The organism is Microbacterium commune (assembly GCF_014836945.1).
In the GTDB taxonomy this organism is placed as follows: domain Bacteria; phylum Actinomycetota; class Actinomycetes; order Actinomycetales; family Microbacteriaceae; genus Microbacterium; species Microbacterium commune.
On the sequence record NZ_JACSPX010000001.1, the window covers coordinates 683,901 to 706,000 of the forward strand.

Annotated in this window: 18 protein-coding genes and 3 pseudogenes; 9 read left to right on the forward strand and 12 right to left on the reverse strand. The window is 63.8% G+C overall.

Annotated elements, in window-relative coordinates; translation table 11 throughout:
* Nucleotides 1-22: 22 nt before the first annotated feature.
* Both H9633_RS03170 and H9633_RS03175 read left to right on the forward strand, forming a co-directional pair.
* A complete protein-coding gene (locus tag H9633_RS03170) occupies nt 23-799 on the forward strand; it encodes an arsenate reductase/protein-tyrosine-phosphatase family protein (RefSeq protein ID WP_191712061.1) in 777 nt (258 codons plus the stop codon).
* A 53-nt stretch (nt 800-852) separates the two neighbouring features.
* Nucleotides 853-1,356: a VanZ family protein gene (locus H9633_RS03175; protein ID WP_191712062.1), complete on the forward strand. Its 504-nt coding sequence runs from the start codon at nt 853-855 to the stop codon at nt 1,354-1,356.
* Here the strand turns inward: H9633_RS03175 and rfbD are convergent, their stop codons facing one another.
* From rfbD to H9633_RS03190, 3 genes and pseudogenes are all read right to left on the reverse strand, one after another.
* Complete coding sequence (rfbD, locus tag H9633_RS03180; RefSeq protein ID WP_191712063.1) at nt 1,357-2,769, reverse strand: dTDP-4-dehydrorhamnose reductase; 1,413 nt, start codon at nt 2,767-2,769, stop codon at nt 1,357-1,359.
* Nucleotides 2,766-3,756, reverse strand: a pseudogene (rfbB, locus tag H9633_RS03185) (dTDP-glucose 4,6-dehydratase). Before rfbB ends, rfbD begins: the two are co-directional and overlap by 4 nt.
* A pseudogene (locus H9633_RS03190) lies at nt 3,753-4,415 on the reverse strand (sugar nucleotidyltransferase); the annotation flags it as partial. The pseudogenes rfbB and H9633_RS03190, both read right to left, overlap by 4 nt.
* A gap of 2 nt (nt 4,416-4,417) precedes the next feature.
* On the opposite strand from H9633_RS03190, the pseudogene H9633_RS12940 reads away from it, so the two are divergent.
* Nucleotides 4,418-4,516: pseudogene (locus tag H9633_RS12940) on the forward strand (glucose-1-phosphate thymidylyltransferase); the annotation flags it as partial.
* Between the two features lie 226 nt (nt 4,517-4,742).
* Here H9633_RS12940 and H9633_RS03195 read toward each other — a convergent pair.
* The 4 genes from H9633_RS03195 to H9633_RS03210 form a co-directional block, all read right to left on the reverse strand.
* Nucleotides 4,743-6,203 carry a lipopolysaccharide biosynthesis protein gene (locus H9633_RS03195; RefSeq protein WP_225211364.1) on the reverse strand — a complete coding sequence of 487 codons (1,461 nt, stop codon included), beginning with the start codon at nt 6,201-6,203 and terminating at the stop codon, nt 4,743-4,745.
* The gene (locus tag H9633_RS13275) at nt 6,196-6,759 is read right to left on the reverse strand and encodes an acyltransferase (protein ID WP_191712065.1); all 564 of its coding nucleotides are present in this window, start codon (nt 6,757-6,759) and stop codon (nt 6,196-6,198) included. The genes H9633_RS03195 and H9633_RS13275 overlap by 8 nt, the downstream gene beginning before the upstream one ends.
* 68 nt (nt 6,760-6,827) lie before the next feature.
* The gene (locus H9633_RS13210; RefSeq protein ID WP_318247179.1) at nt 6,828-7,928 is read right to left on the reverse strand and encodes an O-antigen ligase family protein; all 1,101 of its coding nucleotides are present in this window, start codon (nt 7,926-7,928) and stop codon (nt 6,828-6,830) included.
* Nucleotides 7,929-7,987: 59 nt separating this feature from the next.
* A complete protein-coding gene (locus H9633_RS03210; protein WP_191712067.1) occupies nt 7,988-9,160 on the reverse strand; it encodes a glycosyltransferase in 1,173 nt (390 codons plus the stop codon).
* 57 nt (nt 9,161-9,217) lie between these two features.
* On the opposite strand from H9633_RS03210, the gene H9633_RS13280 reads away from it, so the two are divergent.
* Entirely contained in the window at nt 9,218-10,261 is a 1,044-nt protein-coding gene (locus H9633_RS13280; RefSeq protein ID WP_191712068.1) for a glycosyltransferase family 4 protein, read from the forward strand.
* Nucleotides 10,262-10,364: 103 nt separating this feature from the next.
* Here H9633_RS13280 and H9633_RS03220 read toward each other — a convergent pair whose 3' ends face one another.
* From H9633_RS03220 to H9633_RS03230, 3 genes are all read right to left on the reverse strand, one after another.
* Nucleotides 10,365-11,633 (reverse strand): nucleotide sugar dehydrogenase, encoded by a 1,269-nt coding sequence (locus H9633_RS03220; RefSeq protein WP_191712069.1) that lies wholly within the window; start codon nt 11,631-11,633, stop codon nt 10,365-10,367.
* A 19-nt stretch (nt 11,634-11,652) separates the two neighbouring features.
* A complete protein-coding gene (locus H9633_RS03225) occupies nt 11,653-13,092 on the reverse strand; it encodes a sugar transferase (protein WP_191712070.1) in 1,440 nt (479 codons plus the stop codon).
* A gap of 147 nt (nt 13,093-13,239) precedes the next feature.
* The gene (locus tag H9633_RS03230) at nt 13,240-14,442 is read right to left on the reverse strand and encodes a hypothetical protein (RefSeq protein WP_191712071.1); all 1,203 of its coding nucleotides are present in this window, start codon (nt 14,440-14,442) and stop codon (nt 13,240-13,242) included.
* A 99-nt stretch (nt 14,443-14,541) separates the two neighbouring features.
* On the opposite strand from H9633_RS03230, the gene H9633_RS03235 reads away from it, so the two are divergent.
* From H9633_RS03235 to H9633_RS13220, 5 genes are all read left to right on the forward strand, one after another.
* On the forward strand, nt 14,542-15,915 hold the full coding sequence (locus H9633_RS03235) for a polysaccharide biosynthesis tyrosine autokinase (protein ID WP_191712072.1): 1,374 nt from the start codon (nt 14,542-14,544) through the stop codon (nt 15,913-15,915).
* 63 nt (nt 15,916-15,978) lie between these two features.
* On the forward strand, nt 15,979-17,427 hold the full coding sequence (locus tag H9633_RS13215) for a polysaccharide biosynthesis tyrosine autokinase (protein WP_191712073.1): 1,449 nt from the start codon (nt 15,979-15,981) through the stop codon (nt 17,425-17,427).
* Nucleotides 17,428-17,989: 562 nt separating this feature from the next.
* Nucleotides 17,990-19,522, forward strand: a complete 1,533-nt coding sequence (locus H9633_RS03245) for a sugar transferase (RefSeq protein ID WP_191712074.1) — start codon at nt 17,990-17,992, stop codon at nt 19,520-19,522.
* Nucleotides 19,523-19,539: 17 nt separating this feature from the next.
* Complete coding sequence (locus H9633_RS03250) at nt 19,540-20,064, forward strand: UDP-N-acetylglucosamine--LPS N-acetylglucosamine transferase (RefSeq protein WP_318247180.1); 525 nt, start codon at nt 19,540-19,542, stop codon at nt 20,062-20,064.
* Nucleotides 20,065-20,072: 8 nt separating this feature from the next.
* Nucleotides 20,073-20,630 carry a glycosyltransferase gene (locus H9633_RS13220; protein ID WP_191712075.1) on the forward strand — a complete coding sequence of 186 codons (558 nt, stop codon included), beginning with the start codon at nt 20,073-20,075 and terminating at the stop codon, nt 20,628-20,630.
* A 66-nt stretch (nt 20,631-20,696) separates the two neighbouring features.
* On the opposite strand, the gene H9633_RS03260 is transcribed toward H9633_RS13220, so the two are convergent.
* Together H9633_RS03260 and H9633_RS03265 are read right to left on the reverse strand one after the other, a co-directional pair.
* Nucleotides 20,697-21,491 (reverse strand): hypothetical protein, encoded by a 795-nt coding sequence (locus H9633_RS03260; protein WP_191712076.1) that lies wholly within the window; start codon nt 21,489-21,491, stop codon nt 20,697-20,699.
* Nucleotides 21,492-21,529: 38 nt separating this feature from the next.
* Nucleotides 21,530-22,096, reverse strand: a complete 567-nt coding sequence (locus tag H9633_RS03265; RefSeq protein WP_191712077.1) for a hypothetical protein — start codon at nt 22,094-22,096, stop codon at nt 21,530-21,532.
* Nucleotides 22,097-22,100 lie beyond the last annotated feature (4 nt).

A 22,100-nucleotide genomic window follows, 5' to 3' on the forward strand; every position in this document is an offset into this window, starting at 1 on the left:
CTGTTCACGAAGAGGCGATGCCGTGTCCGACTCTGAGAGCAGCAAGCGTCCTGGCCTGCGGCGCGCGGATCTCCGACGCCTGCGCGAGGCTCTGACGAGAGGCCAGACCGACGTTCCCGGCACCGTCTCACCCGCGCCCGCGGCGGCCGTTCCCCCGGCGACCGCCGCCCGCCCCACTCCGCCGATCGCGCCCGGCGGTGACGGCGGCACGATCATGACCGTGTGCACCGGCAACATCTGCCGCTCGCCGATGGGCGAGGTGCTGCTGCGTTCCGCCCTGGCGGACCTCGGCGTGCGCGTGCACAGCGCCGGCACACACGCGCTGGTCGACGAGGGCATGACCGAGCAGGCGCTGCAGCTGGCGATCGGGCACGGGGCGGATCCCGCGGCCTCGGGCGACCACCGTGCGCGGCTGCTGACCGGACCGCTGCTGGCCGAGACCGACCTCGTGCTGACGATGGCGCGCGAGCACCGCTCGCACGTAGTGCAGATGAGGCCCGCACTGCTGCACCGCACCTTCACCCTGCGCGAGTTCGCGCGCCTCGCCGCGACGCTCACCGACGACGAGGTGCGTGCGGCTGTCGTGCCGGCTGGCACGGATGCCGGAGCCCGCCTGCACGCGCTCGCTCGTCTCATCGGCAGCCAGCGCGGCATGATGCCCGCCGACCCCGACAACGACGACGTGATCGATCCCTACCGCCGCTCACAGAAGACGTATGACCTGTCGGCATCGCAGCTCGTGCCAGCGGTGGGTGAGGCCGCGCGCGTGATCCGCGCGGCGCTCTCCCCCGGTCGTTGAGCGATTCCCTCCCGGTCGTTGAACGAGCGCAGCGAGTCGAAACGAGGCCCCCGATGAGCCCCCGGTCACACCGGATGTGGACGACCCTGGCCGCCCGCATCCTCCTCATCCCCTACCTCATCGCGCTCGGCCTGATCGTCTGGCTCCCTGCTTCGGAAGCCTCGAAAGCAACGGGCATCGTCTTCGCGTTCGCCCGGTGGGTGAGCGAGCTCACCAGCCTCGACCGCACTACGAGCGCGACGGTCTTCGAGTTTCTCGCCAACATCGTACTGTTCGTGCCGCTCGGCCTACTCCTCGTGATCGCCTTCTCGCGAGCGGAGACCTGGGGCGTGCTGCTGATCGGCTATTCGGTGAGTGCGACGATCGAACTGATGCAGACCGTGCTGCCCAGTCGCTATCCGACACTGTCCGACGTGCTCGCGAACACGCTCGGCACCGCGATCGGATGCCTCCTCGCGCGCGTGTTGATGTGGCGTCATCGGCGGCGCCCGACGCGAGTCAGACCGAGCGCTGCTACGTTCGACGAGACCGCTGCCTCGCAGCGCGGGGCAAGCTGATCAATCAGCCAGGTACTCCGCAAGCGACTCCATGTGATCCCGCGGAGAGAAACCCGTGGCGGTGATCTTCGAGAGATCAAGGGTGCTGTTGCGGGGTCGCGGTGCGACCGGGCCCGTCGCGTTCGCGAAGTACTGCTCGGTGCTGACCCCGGTCACCCGATCGGGGTCGTGGCCGGTGAGGCGGAAGACCTCGCGAGCGATGTCGGCCCACGACCGGCGCTCTCCGCTGCCGGTCACGTTGTAGACGCCATACGCCGCGCGGCTCTCGAGAAGGTGCACGGCCGCGGCGGCGAGGTCGTCGGTGAAGGTGAGCCGGCCCATCTGGTCGTCGACGACGGAAGGATCGATCCCGCGCTCAGCCAGAGATCGCATCGTGCTGACGAAGTTCTTGCCCTCTCCGATGACCCACGAGGTGCGCAGCACGTAGTGGCGCGGGGCGGTGACGGCGGCCAGATCGCCGGCGGCCTTCGTCTGCCCGTACACCCCCAAGGGTGCCAGCGGGTCGTCTTCGAGGTAGGGGCGGTCGGACTCGCCGTCGAAGACGTAGTCGCTCGAGATGTGCACGAGCGTGATGCCGTGCTCCGCGGCGACTGCGGCGAGGCGCGCGACGGCCGTGGCGTTCACGGCCCACGCCGCGGCACGCCCGTCCGGGCTCTCGGCCGCATCGACGGCGGTGTAGGCGGCGGCGTTGACGATCGCGCCGTAGTCGCGCCAGCGCCGGGCGGTGTCCAGATCGGCGGAGGTGAGGTCGAGCGCGCCGCGGGTGGCGTACTCGATGTGCGGGTGCTCGCCGAGCCGTCGACGCAGCGCCCGACCGAGCTGCCCGTCGGCCCCCGTTACGAGGATCTTCTTCGGCGGGATCGGGGTGACCTGGGCGAGCCGCGGGTGGTTCTTGTCTTTGTCGGAGATCTCGACGTCGGCGAGCCGGATCGGCCAGTCGATGGCTGCCGTCTCGTCGGCCAGGTTGAGGAACGCGTACTCGGCGTCGGGTGACCAGTGGTCGTTGACCAGGTACACGTAGGCGGTGTCGGGTTCGAGGGTCTGGTACGAGTTGCCGACGCCGCGGGGCACGAAGATGGCCTTCGAGGGGTCGAGCTCGATGGTGAACACCGCGCCGAAGGTGGGGCCTTCGCGCAGGTCCACCCAGGCGCCGAAGATGCGGCCGGTGGCGACCGAGACGTACTTGTCCCACGGCTCGGCGTGGATGCCGCGGGTGGTGCCGACCGCGTCGTTGAAGGAGATGTTGTTCTGCACGGGGCCGAAGTCGGGCAGGCCCGCGGCGGTCATCTTCTCGCGCTGCCAGTTCTCTTTGAACCAGCCGCGGCTGTCGCCGTGCACTGGCAGGTCGAGAACGACCAGCCCGGGGATCGGAGTGTCGGTGACCGTCAGCGTCTTGCCGAACGCGATGCTCACTGGCCCTTCCCTGCGTAGAACGCCTCCACCGCGTCCTTCGACGGCGCCCACCACGACTCGTTCTCGCGGTACCAGTCGATCGTGGCGGCCAGGCCCGCCTCGAAGTCGCCGTACTGCGGCATCCAGCTCCTCCCGCAGACGCGTCGAATCGATCGCGTAGCGCAGATCGTGACCGGCCCGGTCGGTGACTTGGTCATACGCGTCGGCCGGCTGGCCCATCATGGTGAGGATCAGCTCGACGACCGTCTTGTTGTCCTTCTCGCCGTCGGCGCCGATCAGGTAGGTCTCGCCGATGCGACCCTTCTCGAGGATGGTCAGCACCGCCGAGGAGTGGTCGTCGGCGTGGATCCAGTCGCGCACGTTCTGGCCGGCGCCGTACAGCTTCGGGCGGATGCCGCGGATCACGTTCGTGATCTGGCGCGGGATGAACTTCTCGACGTGCTGGTAGGGGCCGTAGTTGTTCGAGCAGTTCGAGATCGTCGCCTGCACCCCGAACGAGCGCACCCAGGCGCGCACGAGCAGGTCGGAGCCGGCCTTGGTCGACGAGTAGGGCGATGACGGGTTGTACGGTGTGGTCTCGGTGAACCGCTCGGGATCGTCGAGCTCGAGGTCGCCGTAGACCTCGTCGGTGGAGATGTGGTGAAAGCGCACCTCGTGCTTTCGCACTGCCTCCAGCAGCGTGTACGTGCCGATGATGTTCGTGTCGAGAAACGGCCGCGGGTCGTGCAGCGAGTTGTCGTTGTGCGACTCGGCCGCGTAGTGCACCACGGCATCCGACTCAGCCACCAGCGCGTCGACGACGCCGGGGTCGGCGATGTCGCCCTGAACGAACTGCACTCGCTCTTGGGGCAGCCCGTCAAGAGATGCCCGGTTGCCGGCATACGTCAGCTTGTCGAGCACCGTCACGTCGTGATCGGTGTGTTCGATGACGTGGTGCACGAAGTTCGAGCCGATGAATCCGGCGCCTCCGGTGACCAGCAGCCTCATCGATCGCCCCTCTCGAGCAGTTCCAGCAGGTACGACCCGTACCCCGATTTCACCAGCTTCTCCGCGCAGCTGCGCAGCTCGTCGTCGTCGAGAAAGCCCTGCCGCCACGCGACCTCTTCCGGGGCGCCGATCTTCATGCCCGTGCGTCGCTCCATCGTGCGCACATACTCCGCCGCATCCGTCATCTGGTCGAACGTTCCCGTGTCGAGCCAGGCGGTGCCGCGCGGCAGCACCTCGACCTGCAGCTTGCCGCGACGCAGGTACTCGCTGTTCACGTCGGTGATCTCGTACTCGCCGCGCGCGCTGGGCGCGAGGTTGCGCGCGATCTCGACCACGTCGTTGTCGTAGAAGTACAGACCGGGCACCGCGAAGTTGCTCTTCGGCTGCGCCGGCTTCTCTTCCAGCGACACCGCCTGCCCCTCGCCGTCGAACTCGACCACACCGTACGCGCTCGGCTCGGCCACCCAGTAGGCGAACACGGCACCGCCGTCGATGTCGGCGAACCGCTTCAGCTGGGTGCCCAGGCCCGGGCCGTAGAGCAGGTTGTCACCGAGAACGAGCGCCACGCTGTCGTCGCCGATGAAGTCGGCGCCGATCGTGAATGCCTGCGCCAGCCCGTCGGGCGAGGACTGCTGCGCGAACGACAGACGGATGCCGAACGTTGTCGACGCTGATGCTCGCCGGCATCGACGACATCCTGGTGATCACGACCCCGCACGACGCGGCGCACTTCGAGCGTCTGCTGGGGGACGGGTCGCGCGATACAGACCGGCTTCGCGATCAGGCTGCTCGCCTGATACTCGCTGTCGTAACCCGGGCGCACCTCGAAGACCGTCCTGACCACACGCTCCTGCAAGCCGAATGGGCTCCTACACCCCTGCTGGACGCAGCCCAGGAGCGGCCAAGGATCAGCGAGCATAGAGGGGCCGACAGTCAGAGCGTGGCCCATCGCTGTGGGAGCCACCAATACCGAACACTGGGGAGACTCACTCACGCGATCGTACTGTGGCCCGACTGTCGTCGACCAATGAACGACCGCCCCGAACCCGAGCGACCCAGAGCAGAACCAGTGGAGCGACCCCCGCCGCTCCAATAATTGAAGCGGAGAGAAGCGCAATCCATCCCCCGCCTGACTCAAGGACTCCGGTCGCGGAAAACACGACTCCAACGGCAGCCGACAAAATCGCCCATGAAACCGTGGGCGGGGGGACCCCCCATTGACGGAGGTCCCGGCTGAAGACCAACATAAGCAGGCCACTGGCCAGGTGACCGAGTGGGAGGGCCACCGCTATTAGCTCCCAACGCACCTGCGCCAATATCACGCCGCATAGTAACCCACTAGCAGGACCAACAATTGCCGTCCAAGCGATCAGCCCCGTTCGCTCAGAATGAAGACTTGCGTATGTCAAGACGAGAACCACAATGTGGGGAGCAGCGGCGCATGCTGCCAACGTCGCGACGATGATCATTGAGTCAGCGCGATAACCCAGGTTGTCGATTACGGAAGAAGCCGCAAATCCAGCGATGGGAATGACCGCTGTAGCCAACAAGACGCCCGACACTCCTACCGTAGCGACCAGACGGGCTTGTGACACGGCACTGGCCTGATCTTTGCGGAAGAACACCGGGCCCCAGGCCTGGACCACTGACTTTACAATCAGGGACAGCAGGCTGCCAACCATTATCGCTACACCGAAAACGCCAACAGCCGCGAGCCCACCGAATGCCAGAACAACTCGCCTCGCCAACAGATCAATCACAAGCGACGCCATCAATTGCGGCATCAACGGAATTCCGAGGCGTACAGCCCGCCGAAAGGTGGTCCAAGAGTCTCGATAATCCCTACGATGCCCGCGCATCGTAGCAACCGACGCGACACCCGCGACGAGGAGACCGCCAACAGCGGCCGCCATGTAATACGCGTCAGCCGAGGGCTCGATCAGCAGGACTGAAAAGACGCCCGGCACTACGGTCGCCAAGGTGGATGCGGCCAACGCGATAGATGCTGCGCGTACCCTCATGTCGACCCGCAGAACGGCCACCGAAACGGCGATCACCGCTTGCGAGACGCCGAGCAACACAGCGCCGAGAACGGCAAAGGACCAGGGTATCCCAAGAATTCCACCAGAGAATGCCATTAAAGCTGCAGCGAGAAGAACACCAAACACCCCTATAGTCGCTGTAATAAGAAGCAATGCACCCGCAACACCTGTGCAACCCTTAGCCACAAGACGCGCTAAGGATTCATTTGCGCCCAGAGACAGCAATGACTGGCACAACCACCACAGCGGCGCAAGAAGGACGAAGCGGCCGACATCGCTCGGACTCATGGCAGCGACCAGAACCGGCAACACAAGCGTGTTAGCGGCTGGGCGCATCAAGGAAAGCAGCATGTAAGCTGCCCCCGCCCTTTTCACGGAGTATGAACGACCGTGGGTCTTATTCACCGCGGAACTTCACCACTCTCGCGGGCGCACCGACGGCTATGGCATTTGGCTCGATCGTCCCGCGCACTACAGCGTTGGCTCCAATCACGGCGCCCTCCCCAATTTGTGACCCACGGAGCACCGCAACGCCTCGAGCCACCCAGGCTCCCCGTCCTATTCTCACAGCATCGGCTCGCAAGGGAGCAGTTGCCATAACCGCATCGATACTCACATCGTGGTCTGAGTCACGAATTGAACTAGACTCAGCGATTTGCACGTCTGCCTCAATGATCACCGCGTTGGATGCGGCGACCAGCGAATAGTGCATAATTTTGGCGCGATCACCCACGACTAGCCGCGCCGGATATGGCACATCGAGAATTACTCCCTGACCCAGATATACATCATCGGCGATCTGAATGTTCCGGTGCGGCCGCCAACGAATAAGCACGCCTCGTTCGATCTCTAAGCGACGACCTGCTTGCCCGCCGCACCACCACACCCTCACCTTAAAGAGAAGCCCGCGCAATCGTCGCGCACCTTTGGTTCTTGCGGCATAAACACGTGCAAAGTTCATTCATATACCTCGGACAATTCGGAAAGACTTTTTCGTACTTGCGCTAGAGCTGTCGACGAGCGGAAATCTCACGTAAACCTGACGCGCATCGTTTGGCGCTCCCCACCAGTTGACGCTGCCGCCGTAGTTCGAGGCGCGGAAGTGAATGCCGCCAGGAAAGCAATCAATGGAAGCGACAGAAGAACTCCTTCCGTGATGGTCGACACGACAAGAAACACGAAGATCGCAATTGGGGCGCCTGCCCGAGTGCGAAGCGCCGAAACCACCAGCAGCACCAGGAAAACTCCAACGAAAGCAAGGCCCACGATGCCCGACCTTAGAAGGGCTTCCACGTACAGGTTATGGGCACTGCCGAGGGAAAACTCGGTTTCGAGTAGATAGGTGAAATCGTCACTACTAAGCCCCAGAAGCCCGTAATCCTGACGCAAAAGAGTCGCCCAGATTTCTGTTCGCCCGGTCAGGGTTCCGTCAAAGTTATCGGATTCAGAGGTGAGTATTCCAGCGACGTCGGTAAACATCATCACCGCCACCCCCACCGCAAGCGACATGGATACAAAAATGGTGGCGCTGACAGCACCCATTCGATTCAGTATTCGAACGGCAAGGTAAGCTGCGCCCGCAAGCAGCGTGGCCAAAATGGAGGTTTGACTGGCCGCGGCAAGAAGCCCGACACCCGCGATCACGAAATACGCAGACCTGTTCGTGGCGCTCAGCGTCCCTACAAGGAGAAGGCCGGATAGCAGGCCGAGAGTGTTCGGGTGACCCATCAGCCCAAACGCCCTGCCGTCCACGATAACTGGAAGAAAGTCCCTATCGACAATAGCGAATCGGTCGTCGAACGCTGCGAGCCCAACCGAAATGACAATCAACGCCGCGGTTCCCCGCCGATAAATTCTGAGCGTCTCTTCGGAAAGGGAGAATGAGATCGAAAGAACGATAGCGACAGCCACAATTGAAACGAAGATGGCATCGAAGTCGACCTTAACGACCGATATTGCGAAGTAGGCGATTGGATAGACTAGGAAAAGCAGACGTAGTCGATCGACTGGCAGTTTGGCTTGGATCGCAGCAAACAAGAGCGCGACGGTCGCGCCAAGTATGGCGCACAGCGGAACGAGCTTGAGACCAGCAGGCACCTGCAACCCCGCTCTCTCAAGAGAGGGAATCACCAGGTAATACGACGCAATCGAGATGAATTGCGCACTCCGAAGTATGACGGCAGTTCGAGTCATTCTGCCAACTTCATTAAATTGTCGACCAACGTGTGCGCGAGTTGGCGGTTATCGTACAAGCGGCGCGCAGCTGAAGAGAGTTTTGCGCGTTCGCGATCTGACCAGGGCTCCTGGATAAGTGAGCGGAAGTGACTTGCGACGTCCTCTGCAGAATGGGACGCCACAAGCCCCATGTTCCCGGAAACTACATCATTCACGAACGGTCCTGCTCCGACATAAATTAATGGAGCGCCAGCCATAACTGCGGCGAGGGCTTTAACCGATACCGCATGGGCAAGATTGTCGTCCGGTTTAACTGAGGCGAGTCCCCCGCACGATTGCCTATACGCTGAAGCGGCGACTTCCGGTGTTTGGGGAGGAATAATGAAAAAGTTTTCGGGCCACTCTCGCGCGTACTCTTCCAGCGCCGCCTGGTTAGAACCATACCCCATGAAGATCAATGCAAAGTTCCGCGAGTCCGTGGCCCATGTCCGTGAGGCCGCTTGTGCGAAAATTTGCGATCCGTGGGCTTCACCAAAGTTGCCAGCGTACAACAAGTACGGCAGCCCCGTCGGGGGGCGGAAAGGCTCGACCTCTGGTGCGTCGTGGGTAAAGACTGCGCCATCAACTCCGTTGGGACTGAGTATCGCTGCCCCGCCGGCAGACTCGGCAAGGGCGGCACGACCATGGGTAACAGCGATCACGACGTCCGCCCGCCGAAGCACGCCGCGCTCGAGTTTGCCGACTGGCCCAGCTAGCAAACGACCAAGCCGACCACCGGAAGCGGCCAGCAATTCCCGCCACGAGTCGGCGAAGTAATAGACGAGTCGCCTTCCCCGCGACCGCAGGAGAAGAGCAGCGAGACCCACCGTTGGCGGCGGATCAGCAATGATGAGGCGGAATTCTGTATTCAGACGCTTGGCGCGAATCAAGGCACGTAAGGGGAATAGGATCAGTTCCGATGCCCGCCTCAAACCCACACCGGTAGACGAGTCGCCCCTCACGCGGAGGATGCTCTCGCCATGTGGCCCGGACTCCGGCGCAGCAGATGCATGCGTGGCCACCTGCCGCGTCACGACTGTCACGTCCCATCCGCGCTCGCGAAAGACCCGAACCATCGCACTCAGACGGTTCGTAGCTGCTCCGGGACTGGGATAATAGTGACGCGCAATTAACAGAACGGAAGGCATATGATTCCCATCTCGACCCGTGGATCCGGGCCGAACATCACTATCGTATCTGGGAGGATGGCCCTACCCCCGAGCTACTTCGTGCTCAGCGCGCCGCGTCACCTACGAGATTCGTTCAACTTCTCGTTCCATGCCCAGATCCTCGACGTAGATCGCGCTGATTTTGGAGGATTCGAGCTTCAGCCATCCTCACGGCGAAGCGCGGTACAACTCTATCGTGACCTCGTCGCCCGACGTCCCGCGCTCGTACATCAGCATTGGGCTACATGGTCAGCACCAGCTGTTGGTGCAGCGAGACGCCTAGGTGTTCCTCTAGTCGTCTCGGTGCATGGGTACGATGCATTCCTGCCTCGTACACCCGGTCGTCTAGGAAGAGTAAAGGACGCAGCTAAGCACGTCGAGCGACGTGCCGCTCTGTCTTCCGCAACGGCGGTCGTGGTGAACAGCAGTTTCATGGCAGCCCGCGTCGAGTCATTGGGCGTGCAATCCCAACGTATACATCTAATCCGGCACGGCATTGACACCGAATACTTCAGGCCTGCGTCTCAGCCAAGACGAGGCATATATTACGTCGGACGCCTGTCGCCGGAGAAGGGTGGTGCGCTATTCTTGGAAGCGCTTGCACAGTTGACCGGCTTGGCGGAGCCCATTGTTCTCATCGGCGACGGCCCCGAAATGAGCACGCTCAAGACACGCGCCACAGAACTCGGGGTCAACGCAACATTCTTAGGGAGCCTCCCGGCCTCGAAAGTCCGAAGGCATCTCCAGTCAGCTCGGTTGCTCGTATGCCCGTCCGTGCCGGCGCGCGGCCAGGCTGAAGCGTCGGGGATTGCTCCCCTTGAGGCGCTCGCGTGTGGCACGCCGGTCGTAGTCACAAAGGTCGGAGGACTGCCTGAGAATCTTCCGGCTACCCTGAAGGAATTTGCTTGTTTACCTAATGCTACCGACCTTGCGGGCACGATCAGCAGGGCGCTACTGATGGACAGGGATGAGCTTCAAGAGAAAACCAGGGAGCACGCGGTCGAGAAGCACTCGGATCAGCGCGTAGCGCGCGAGTGGAAGGAACTATATTGCAGGCTAATTGGCGTCAAGGTCGAATAGTCGACTCCAACCGCGGGGGATAATGCGTTCGCTACAGCGTGGCTCGACATATGATTTCGTCAAAGGTGAGGGCATCCTATGGATACCCTCACCTTTGCTCGAGTTAGAGCCGAGTCACTCGCTCGCCGAGGAGGACGTTTCGCGTATCCAAGATTGGCGAGTCGATTCCGTCAAGAAGACTCAAATCGAACGCGGAATGATCGGTCACCAGAATAACGAGGTCTGCTTCTCTCAGGAGGTCAGCGGTCAGCTCGTCGCGCGTCACGGAGGATGGCCAACGGTGGTCGATCACATGCGGATCCGTCGCAACTATGTCGGCTCCAAAACTCTTCAGAAGCTCCATTATCTTCAGTGAAGGCGACTCCCTGACATCACCGCTGTCGCGCTTATATGCGACACCAAGGATCACAATTCTTGCACCCCGCACCGCCTTGCCCTGATCGTTGAGGAGTCTTAGAGCGCGCTCCGCCACGTAGTCAGGCATGTGGTCATTTACGTCATTGGCCAACTCTACGAACCGAAAACTCCGGCCGAGCGACTTACGGACTTGCCACGAAAGATAGCTCGGGTCAACCGGTAAACAATGGCCGCCCACGCCGGGACCTGGAGTGAACTTCATAAAGCCAAACGGCTTTGTTGCGGCGGCATCAATCGCTTCCCAAACGTCCACGTTCAATTCACGAGCGAACATGGCCAGCTCATTCACAAGCGCGATATTCACATGGCGGAAGGTGTTCTCGAGTAGCTTGGCCAACTCAGCCTCCCGCGTACTTGACACTCGTACCGTGGTATCGACTAGTGAATTGTAGAACGCTTCCACCTTGGTAAGACACTGCGGCGTTAGGCCGGATACAACCTTTGGAGTGTTCACAAATCCCCACGTAGGATTACCGGGATCAATTCGCTCCGGACTGTACCCGACGTGAAAATCTTTTCTCGCCTTGAGTCCCGATCCTTGCTCCAAGATCGGAACCAGCAACTCTTCCGTGGTGCCTGGGTACGTGGTTGACTCGAGAATGACGGTCGCGCCTGGACGCAGGTGTGGGGCGAGCGAGGCTCCAGATGCTTCGATAAAACTCAGGTCCGGCAGTGAGTCCGTAAGAGGAGTCGGAACGGTGATAACCGCGATGTCGAAGCCTTCACTTGGCGCGTAGTCCGTCGAGGCGACATAACGCCCAGTGTTCAGGGCTGCCTGCAAGGTTTCCCCCGGGACGTCGTCAACAAACGATTCCCCTCGTTGGAGCGCGTTTACTCTTCGCGAGTCAAGGTCGATACCGACGACGTTGTACCCGACGTCGACAGCTCGCATTGCCACCGGCAGGCCTACGTACCCCTGGCCGATGACAACGACCTTCTTAGCGTCTTGATCCATGTTTTTCCTCTCAGAGCAATTAATGAGCACCATCAGCCTGAATCACAGCGCGGACGGTCTTCCAAAGAATTATCAAATCGCCGACGAGCGACCAGTTCTCGACGTAGTAGAGATCAAGCCGGATGGCGTCGTCCCAATCGAGCGAGCTGCGCCCGCTAACCTGCCACAGGCCGGTTATCCCTGGCTTCACCAGCAAACGCCTGTGGTGGTGCTTGTCATACAGAGCTACTTCGGCCGCTCGCTGGGGTCGAGGGCCGACTAGACTCATGGTACCTAGCAGCACGTTAAACAACTGCGGCAACTCATCTAGAGAGTATCGGCGCAGAAACCGACCGAGTGGCGTGATTCGCGGATCGTTCTGGATCTTATGCAGGGGTTGGTCCGAGGTGCCTTGTGCGTCCAATAACGACGCGAGCTGATCGTCCGCGTCTTGTATCATCGAACGGAACTTAAACATCGGAAAAGGCCGCCCGTTGACACCGATTCTCTCTTGGGAATAGAAGATCCTTCCCGAACTACTCAGCTTTACGGAGAGTGCGACAATTACCATCAGCGGAGACAGCATAAAGATCAAGATGATCGACGCAAAGATGTCAAAGAGTCGCTTGAGAAGACGCCTGAACCCAGTCAGCTTCGGGTAGTCAACATAAATGAGCGGGAATCCGACCGCCTGCCGCATATGAATTCGAGGGCCGGCTATATCGGTGAGAGCGGCCGCAACGACCAGGTCCACACTTCGTGCATCGAGTTCCCATCCGATCGTCTGCAGGCGATCGGGAGGCAGATCGTCCGATCCGGTGATGATCACTGTGTCTACGTCAAACTCTTCGACCGCCTCAAGCAAGTCGTCGTACGTCCTCGTGGTCACGTCACCAAGCAATTTGGACACGCGCCTGTGATCGTTAGTGGCGGCCACGACCACCTTGAAACCAGCATTGATATCGGCTCGCATCTGCCTATAGAAATGGCTGACCTTTGCGGCTTCCCCGACCAACATCGTTCGATAGACGTTCTTTCCCTGTCGTCGTCGGGAATGCAAGCGACGCCGCCACAAGAATCGCCCCGTCAAGAGTGCGACCAATCCGATCGGGAGGGCGATGAGCAGATAACCGCGACCGATGTCGACGCGCGACGCGAACGCGAGCACGGCAAACAGCCCAAAGGTCATCAGCGTGGCCGAGACAACGCGGCGGTATTCCGACGAGCCCGCTCCAAAGTTCTGCGGCTTGCGCGTCTCGCCAAGCGCGAGCATAACGAGCCATCCGACTGCGAGAAGGATGGAGACCACGCTGTACGAGATATCGACAGAGGCAGACGAGACGGGCTGGCTGAGATCGTCGGGTGAGGGCCCGAAACGTAGCACCTGAGCTCCGTAGACGGAACCTACGACGATCGCGATATCGGTGACGACGAGCTTCCGCCCGTATCGTGTCTCCCACGCTGGCGCGCCTACGCCCATTCCTGCTCCCCCGTGCCATTCGTTCAGCCTTGCGCTTTCGGGCGCGTCGAATCTCGAGCTTTCGCCCTGCTGAGTGCGACCCCTCAGTCGACAACTCAGAGTCAATGTTCGCACACAGCGCACCCGGCTCTGGACAGGCGAGCAAGCTCAGTCGACTGCGACGTCGCCAGAACCGTCCGATTCGGCGGGACGTTCCGTCTGCTCAGGATCGGGCGCAGGCGTGGCGTCAGGCGTAGGTTCGGGAGCCGGGTTGGGCCGCCACTGACGCTGACGCTCACGCTCGCGCTCTGCTTCTTCACGCTCCCGCTCCTCGCGCAGGCGATCGGCATACACCTGATCCGCAACCAACGCGACCACGGCGTCGCGGTACGCCGTGAGAGATGCGACTCCCGCAGCGGTCTGGAGATCTGTCTTTGTCAATGCGTCGGCCGCGGTGACAACGGCGTCTCGCAAGTCCTCGTCAGCGTTGCCGTTGTCGTCGACGGCTGCACTGGCAAGATCGGGGAATGTCTTGGCGAAAGTCACCAACTGCGCGGCGAATGCCGCGTTTCGATCGTCCAGCGAGGTACGCGCGACGCGGATCTGGGCGCTCACCCGGTCGATCTCGCCGAGCTGCAGCTGAGCGTGATCAATCGCCGCCCCGACCTCGGTCAGCGAGTCGCTGTCGACAGCACCTCGTGCATACGGCTCAGGCAGATGCGGCACGCCGAACGCCGAGAGATCGGTGCGATACGCGTCGAGTGCCGCGAGCACGGTGTCGAGCGCCTTCGGATCCGCGATCGGAATGGTGCCCGCATCAGCGGGCGCCTCGGTCTCGCCCGGCGGGATGTCGGCCGGGTCGGGGGCTGATCTCGTCGATTCGAGGGCAGGGCGCAGCGCTGCCGCGGCAGCATCCGCTTCCGCGACAGACTCGATCAGACGCCCTCGCGCCGATTCCAGCCCCGCTGTGGCGCTCTCGATCGTCTTCTCGTCAGCGGCCAGCACGCGCAGCGCATCGGTCGCCGGGCTCGCCGTCGCGGCCTGCACCCCGCCGATCAAGCCCGCCGCCGCCAGTGCGACAACGGCAAGAGCGGCGACAGAGAGGTTGAGCAGGTCGAATCGTCGGCGCGGTCGGCGGCTGTCGGGGTGCGATGTGGCCGGCACCGTGCCGAGCGGTCTGGCGTCGGAAAGCGCGCCGTCGACCATGGCGACAAGCGCCGGGCGCGCCGATGCACGGTGGGTGCGGTCGATGTCGGCGCGCCGATCACCGAGAAGCTGGTCGAGCCGGCGCACGGTCTGCTGCTCGTCGGCAGAAACGTCAGCACCGCTCTGCCGTCTGCCATCGGGAAAGAGGTCGTCGAGTGTGCTCATCACCGTTCCTGTCGAGCGGAAGCCGTCGTCTCCGGCCGCAGCCGATACCCTCAGAGGATACCCGGGGGGACGTCCCCCGCGTCATGCCACGGGAGCCACATGGATCTGCGCGACTTCATCCGCGTGCTTCGACGACACCTCGTCGTCGTGGTCGCGGCCACCGTCATCGGCCTCTGCAGCGGCGCGATCGTCGGGCTCGTGACGCCGCAGAGGTATGAGGCATCGACGCAGCTCATGGTGAGCGTCGATGCCGGTGGGGACTCCACCGCCATCGAGCTGACGCAGGGCGGCAGTTACGCCCAGCAGGTCATCGAGAGCTACCGCAGCGTGCTCACCAGCTCAGTCGTGCTGCAGCCGGTCATCGACGACCTCGGACTCGACCTCTCGGTCGCCCAGCTGGCCGGCAAGGTGAGCACGAGCGTCGCCACTCCCGGTGTCATCATCACCGCGACCGTCAGCGATGCCAACCCCGGTCAGGCCGCTCGCATCGCGAACGCCATCGGCGACAGCTTCACCACGGTGATCACCGATCAGCTCGAGCGCCGCGAGCAGGCGACCGCGTACCAGATCCGCATCGTGCCGGTGCAGCCCGCCACCGTGCCGACGCAGCCGGCCGCACCCAACCTGCCGCTCTCCGTCGCGCTGGGCGCGGTGGTCGGCCTCGCCGCCGGAATCGGCGTTGCGCTGCTGCGTGAGGTGCTCGACCGTCGCATCCGCACTCTTGCCGACGTCGAGAAGGCGGTCACCGCCCCGGTGCTCGGCGGTGTCGCGTTCGACCCGAAGGCATCCGCCCGCCCGCTGATCGTCGCCAACGCGCCGCTCGATCCGCGCGCCGAGGCGTTTCGCAGTCTTCGCACTAACGTGCGCTTTCTCTTCCCCCCGCACCAGACCGCTGTCTTCGTCGTCACCAGTGCGGGGCCGAGCGAGGGCAAGTCGACGACGGCAGCGAACCTCGCGCTCGCTCTCGGCGAATCGGGGTACCGCGTGGCGCTGCTCGACGCCGATCTGCGAAAGCCGCGGGTCGCGGGGCTGTTCGGCATCGAAGGGGCGATCGGACTCACCGACGTGCTCATCGGCCGCGTGGCCGTCAGCGATGTCATGCAGCGCTGGGGGCGCGGCACGTTCTTCGTGCTGCCGTCAGGAACCGTGCCGCCGAATCCGGCGGAGCTGCTGGGATCGGATGCGATGACCACCCTCATCGACGATCTGAAGGCCGCGTTCGATGTGGTGATCATCGACGCGCCGCCGGTGCTGCCGGTGACAGACGCCGCGGTGCTCTCGCGTCTCGCCACCGGGGTGCTGCTCGTGGCCGCCGCCGAGGCTACCACCACCGACAATCTGACAGCCGCCGCCGCACGCATCGAGGCCGCCGAGGGCAGAGTGCTCGGCACGGTCGTGACGATGCTGCCCATCCGCGGCGCCGACACGACCGCTTACGGCACGTACGGCTACGGCGCACTGGCCAAGGCCTGACCCGCGGTGAGACGCCGCGTGTGTGAGAATCGAAAAGTTGCCTGAACTGAGGAGAAGACCCGCGTGGAGCTTCGCGACTACGTACGCATCCTGCACAAGAACTGGATCATGATACTGATCCTGCTCGTGCTCGGGCTCGCCGGGGGCGCCGGGTACGCGGCGCTGCAGGCCCCGAAGTATGTGGCATCGACTCAGCTGTACGTGTCGGTGCGCACCGAGGGAGCGGCCACCGGAGACCTCGTGCAGGGCACCACCTTCGCCCGACAGATGGTCACCAGCTACGTCGACGTGGTGAACACCGCCCTCGTGCTCGACCCCGTCATCGACGAGCTGGGGCTCGACACGACCGTGGCCGGGCTCGCCTCGCGGGTGACGGCGACCACCCCTCTGAACACGGTGCTGATCGACATCTCGGTGACCGACGGCGACCCGAAGCAGGCGGCTGTGATCACCAACGCCGTCGCCGAGAGCTTCGCCGGCGTGGTGCAGAGCACCCTCGAGCAGCCGGCAGCCGAAGGCGCCAGCAGCCCCGTCACCGTCACCGTCACCGAACCGGCCGTCGCCCCCACCGCCCCGAGCGCGCCGAACGTGCGCATGCTCATCCTGCTCGGCGGGCTGCTCGGTCTGGCTCTGGGTGTTGGCCTCGCGATGCTGCGCACGGTGCTCGACACCCGCATCCACACCCTGCACGACCTCGAAGACATCACCGACCGACCGATGCTCGGTGGCATCGCGTTCGACCCCGAGGCCCAGAAGCGACCGCTGATCGTGCACGCCGACCCGCGCAGCCCGCGCGCGGAGTCGTTTCGCACCCTGCGCACCAACCTGCAGTTCCTCGATGTCGAGGGCGGTGCGCGCACGTTCGTCGTCTCCAGCGCCGGCCCCGGTGAGGGCAAGTCGACCACCACGGCGAACCTCGCGATCGCGTTGGCCGAGACGGGCGCCCGCGTCGCGCTGATCGACGGTGACCTGCGTCTGCCGCGCGTGGCCGACTACATGGGTCTTGAGGGCGGGGTCGGTCTGACCGACGTGCTGATCGGCCGCGTCGATGTCGCCGACGCACTGCAGAAGTGGGGCCAGAACGAGCTGTTCGTACTCACCAGTGGCCGCGTGCCCCCAAACCCGAGCGAGCTGCTCGGCTCGGCGGCGATGACCCAGGTGCTCGGCCCGCTGGGCGAGTACTTCGACTACGTGCTCATCGACGCCCCTCCCCTGCTGCTCGTGACCGACGCCGCCGTGCTCGGCAAGAAGACGCGAGGCGTGATCCTCGTCGCCGCATCCGGCAAGACGAAGAAGCAGGAGCTCACCGGGGCCGTACGCAGCCTGGCCACCGCCGGCGTGAACCTGCTCGGCACCGTCGTCACCATGCTGCCCACCAAGGGCCCTGACAGCTACGGCTACGGCGCCTACACCTACGGCTCGAAGCACGTCGCCGAGCAGGCCGCGCCCGAGCTGAGCGCCAAGCAGGCCAAGCCCAAGCGGCGCGGCAAAGTGAAGGCTGAGGCGCGCTGACGCGGCCCCTGGCAACGCTGGCACCCCGCACCGAGCAGTGGGATCCTCTGTCGTACCGACGCTTTTCTCGCGGCCCGCCGTCAATCAAGAGAAACCGATTGCGTTACTCGAGTAACTCTCAGTAGACTCCAAGGAGCGGGATGGGACCCGCACGCGGATGGGGATCCGCTATCACTGGGGAATTGATCTGGGGAGATCATGAACACGCGTATCGCCGGCTTCGCGGCCGCATCATTCAACGCCTCTGCGTTCGCACACGCGCACGATCGTCGCGCGGCTCACGTGCGCGTTCCCCTCCCCTGCCGCGCCAATAGGGCAGAGGCAGTCGATCGATGACGACTTCTGGTTCACGCTCGCCTCCGCGCCCCTGATCTCGGGGTGATCATGACTCACGGATGTCGCTGGGGAGCAACATCCATACCGCGATCTGGGGTCGCGGGGAAAGCGCCGAGGGGTCGGCGCCTATCGAAACGCCCGCCGTCTGCGGCGGCGGGTCTGGGGAAGTCTGGGGAAGCATGTCGCACTGGGGATTGCGTACATCATCGGCTCGTGGAGCTTCGCGATGACCTCTGTAGAGGAAGTCCTGGAGTACACCCGCGGCGGTGGCGACGCTCGCGTCATCACCGAGCCACGAGCTCTGCGCGCGGTGCCCGATCTGATCGTGGCCCCGCGCGCGACCACCACACTGGAGCAGCGGCGCCGGTGGGAACGGCACTACCGCCTGCTGCTTCACTCCACGGATGTCGGAGTCATCGGTGTCGCCGTCGGTGTCACCGCCGCCATCCAAATCCAGCTGGGCGCCAGCCCTGTCGACACCGCCCTGCGCGCAACCCTTCTGTGCGCTCTCTGGCTGGTGCTGCTAGGCGGCACCCACACGCGCGACGCTGCGCTGTTCCGGCCCAGCGTGGTCGAATACCGTGGCGTTGCGCACGCCACCGGCTTGGCATTCGGCTTTTCGGCCATTGGTGACGCGCTCATGAGCCTGCATGGAATGCAGCTGCTCCTGCTCGTCGCCCTCCCCCTCGGGCTGGGAATGCTGATGCTGAGCCGGTGGTCGTGGCGTCGCTGGTTGATTCACCAGCGCAATCAGGGTGCTTTTTCGTCGCGCACGTTGGTCGTCGGCGACCACGACGACGTCGAGTACGTCATCTCAAGTCTGGGCAGATCTCCTTGCTCGGGTCTGCGAGTCGTGGGCGTCACCCTTCTCAACGGAAATGCCTCGGAGCTCGTCGTCGGCGACGGCGCCTACCCCGTGCTCGGCAACTCCCGAACCATCGGTGCGGTGGCGCGAGATCTGGGAGCGGACACGATCATCGTCGCGAGCCGGCCTCAGGGCGATGCAGACTTCGTGAAGCGCCTCAGCTGGCAGCTTGAGGGCACTGCGGCCGAACTTGTGCTCTCGAGCGGGCTCGCCGATGTTGCGGGTCCACGACTCTCGTTCGAGGCGCTCGACGGTCTGCCCCTGATCCGCATGCAGATTCCCACCTACTCCGGTGGCCAGCACGTGATCAAGCGGGCGCTCGACATCGCAGTAGCCCTCTGCGCGCTCGTCCCGATCGCGCTCGCCCTGCCTGTGCTGGCCCTGCTGATCAAGCTGGACTCCCGCGGCCCTGTGTTCTTCTTGCAGGAGCGGGTTGGCCGCGACGGACGACTCTTCAAGATGGTGAAGCTGCGTTCGATGAGCACGGATGCCGAGCAGCGGCTTGCCGTCCTTCGCGACCAGAACGAAGGCGCCGGTCTTCTATTCAAGATGAAAGATGACCCTCGGGTGACGCGGGTCGGTCGCCTGCTGCGCAAGCTGTCGCTCGACGAGATCCCGCAGTTCTGGAACGTCCTCATCGGCGACATGAGTGTTGTCGGACCGCGCCCGCCACTGCCCAGCGAAGTCACCGGGTACGACGGCAGGGTGTTCCGCCGGCTGTACATCAAGCCCGGGATCACCGGCCTATGGCAGGTGTCGGGCCGCAGCGACCTCTCATGGGATGAGAGCGTGCGCCTCGATCTGCGCTACGTCGAGAACTGGTCGGTGATCAGCGACCTGCAGATCATGTGGCGCACCGCCAAGGTCATGGTGCGCCCGAGCGGGGCATACTGATGTTCCGACGAGGGCCCGTGAGCGCGGAACGAGCGCCCCTGCAGCAGCATCCGCAAGAGCAGCCTGCGCCCGTCGATGAGGTCCTCTCCGGGCGAGTGTTCTTCGTGGGATCATCGGGGGGCCATCTCGCCCAGATGATGCCCTTGACCCAGCTGTTCAGCCCAGAGCACCGCACATGGGTGACGTTTCGAACAGGCGACGCTCTCGGCGCGCTCCGAGACGAGAAGGATGTCGTCTGGGCCTATCACCCCACCACGCGCAGCGTTCGGAACCTTCTGCGCAACGCCGGGCTCGCCTGGCGGCTGCTGCGTGAGCGGCGACCTGATGTGATCATCAGCACAGGTGCCGCGGTCGCCTTCCCGTACTTCGTCCTGAGCCGTCTGTTCGGTGCGCGCACTGTGTACATCGAGGTGTATGACCGAGTGGACAGCCCGACCCTCACGGCGCGGCTGTGCAGTCCATTCGCCGACCTGATGCTCGTGCAATGGGATGAACAGCGTGCGCTGTATCGAGACACGATCGCGATCGGGCCACTGCTGTGAACGGCGACGTGCGGCACGAACGCCGGCGAGTCCTGATCCTGCTGGGCACGGACGTGCATCCGTTCGCACGCCTGTGCGACTGGGCTGACCAGCGCGCGACCGCTCACCCGGAAGAGGACGTCCTGGTGCAGCACGGGGCGACTGCTTCGCCGAGGATCGCCCGGGGGGTGGAGATGCTCGCACCCGATGAGCTGCACCGAACCCTGATCAGCATGGATGCCGTCGTGACTCACGGCGGGCCTGGGACCATAGCGGCCGCGAGAGCGGCGGGACTCGCGCCGCTTATACTTCCCCGCGACCCCGCGCATGGGGAGCACGTGGACGATCACCAGTTGCGGTTCGCCCGGTGGGCGTCCGAGCGCGGGCTGGGCAAAGTCGTGCTGCACGTCGACCTTCTCGACCAAGCGCTCGATGCTGCTGCGCCGCATACCCGGTCCAGCGACGAGAACCCGCAGGAGCAGGTCGCAGCGTCGACGCGCCGAGTTCTCGAGGAGCTGCGCGTGCTCCGTTCGCGTGGTGCGTCCCGACGGCGTCTCCCGTCCCTTAAGCCGCCCACCTGGGCCTGACTGAACGCCTGGGCCGCGCAGCTCGGCCGGCCCGGAGGCGAACGTCGCTCTGGCATGACGTGTGGCTTACCCTGTTCGCCCTCCGCCGAGAAGCGGCGTGGGCCGCGTCTGCCCGTCTGCGGTGCGTGCCCGAGCCTGACTTACCCGGCTCAGATACATCAGTGCCACCACCAGGAGCACGCCGACGAACGACTCATGAATCCTGCCCAGATACAGCAACGTCACGGCACCGGCCCCGGAACCGGATCGGGCGTCCGTCCCGATGGCTGACACGACAATCGGCTCCAAGATCATGAAGCCGTACCAAGCCCAGCGCACACCTGCAGAAGACGTCGCGGTGTCGTCGATCAGCCGGCGGTCGAAGACGTCAAACGTAAGCACCGCAAGCACGATGAAGCCGAACGTCTCGGCTTGGTCGATCACCCAGGAGCTCGGCGCCCAGACGATCGCCCACACCGTCAGCGCCATCAGAAGAAGTGACGACGACCACGGCACCCAGCGCGGCAGCGGGCGACGCAGCGCAACGTAGGGAAGCACGATCGCCAAGCCGAGCGCCGCTTCGTTCAGAGTGCGGATGCGGGAGGGCAGATCGCTGAGCAAGAGCGCTATACCGATGATCGCCCAGAGCCCGCCATGTGCCGCCGAGAGCGCGAACCTCCTGCGCTCGGGGACCCGGGGCAGCGCGACCTGGAGCCACAGCCCCAGCACGAGTGCGAAGAGATATCCCTCGCTGTTGTATGCGATTCGCGTCGATGCGACAGAAGGGAACATCGTCGAGAGCGCCCCACTGACGATGACAATCAACAGCACGGCCACCACGCCGTAGATCGCCCAGGTTGCGATACCCAGCCTGCCGGTCATCTCACTTCCACCCTTCCGCGGCGGGTTAGTGTCCCACCTCACTGCACGCAGTCCGCTGCGGCTTCCTTCGGCAACTCCGCGACCAGCTTCTCGGCCGACGCCATCGCCTTGTCGGCGGCCGCATCGTCTCCGTTTTCTCGACTCAGCAATGCTTCATCCCACTTCTGCGAGATAGCTATACCTGCGTCGATGTCGTCCGCGGCATCCGGGAACTGCGTGCGGAGCGTGTCCCAGTAATCGAGGAGATCTGTAAGCCCCACCACGCTCCTCCGCAGCTTGTCGTCGACGATCGGGGTGCCCGACTTCACCGTGCGGAGCCCGTCGAAATATACCTGGTTGAGGTTGCAGAGCGTATGCACCACGGATTCCGCCGGGGGCGGCTCTTCTTCGTACTCGTAGGCCTGCGGCTCATTGCCTGCGTCCTTGGAGTAGTCCGTCGTATCGGGGGGCACATCGTCAGGGTCAGGCACGCTCGCTGTCGATGCCGCCGGTGAAGGCGTGCCGTTTCCGGCGCCCGCTCCGAAGTCCGCAGTGCACCCCGTCAGGCCGAGCATGACCGACAGCACCGCAGCGATCCATATCCGGGAATCCACCTGTCGCTTCATGTCG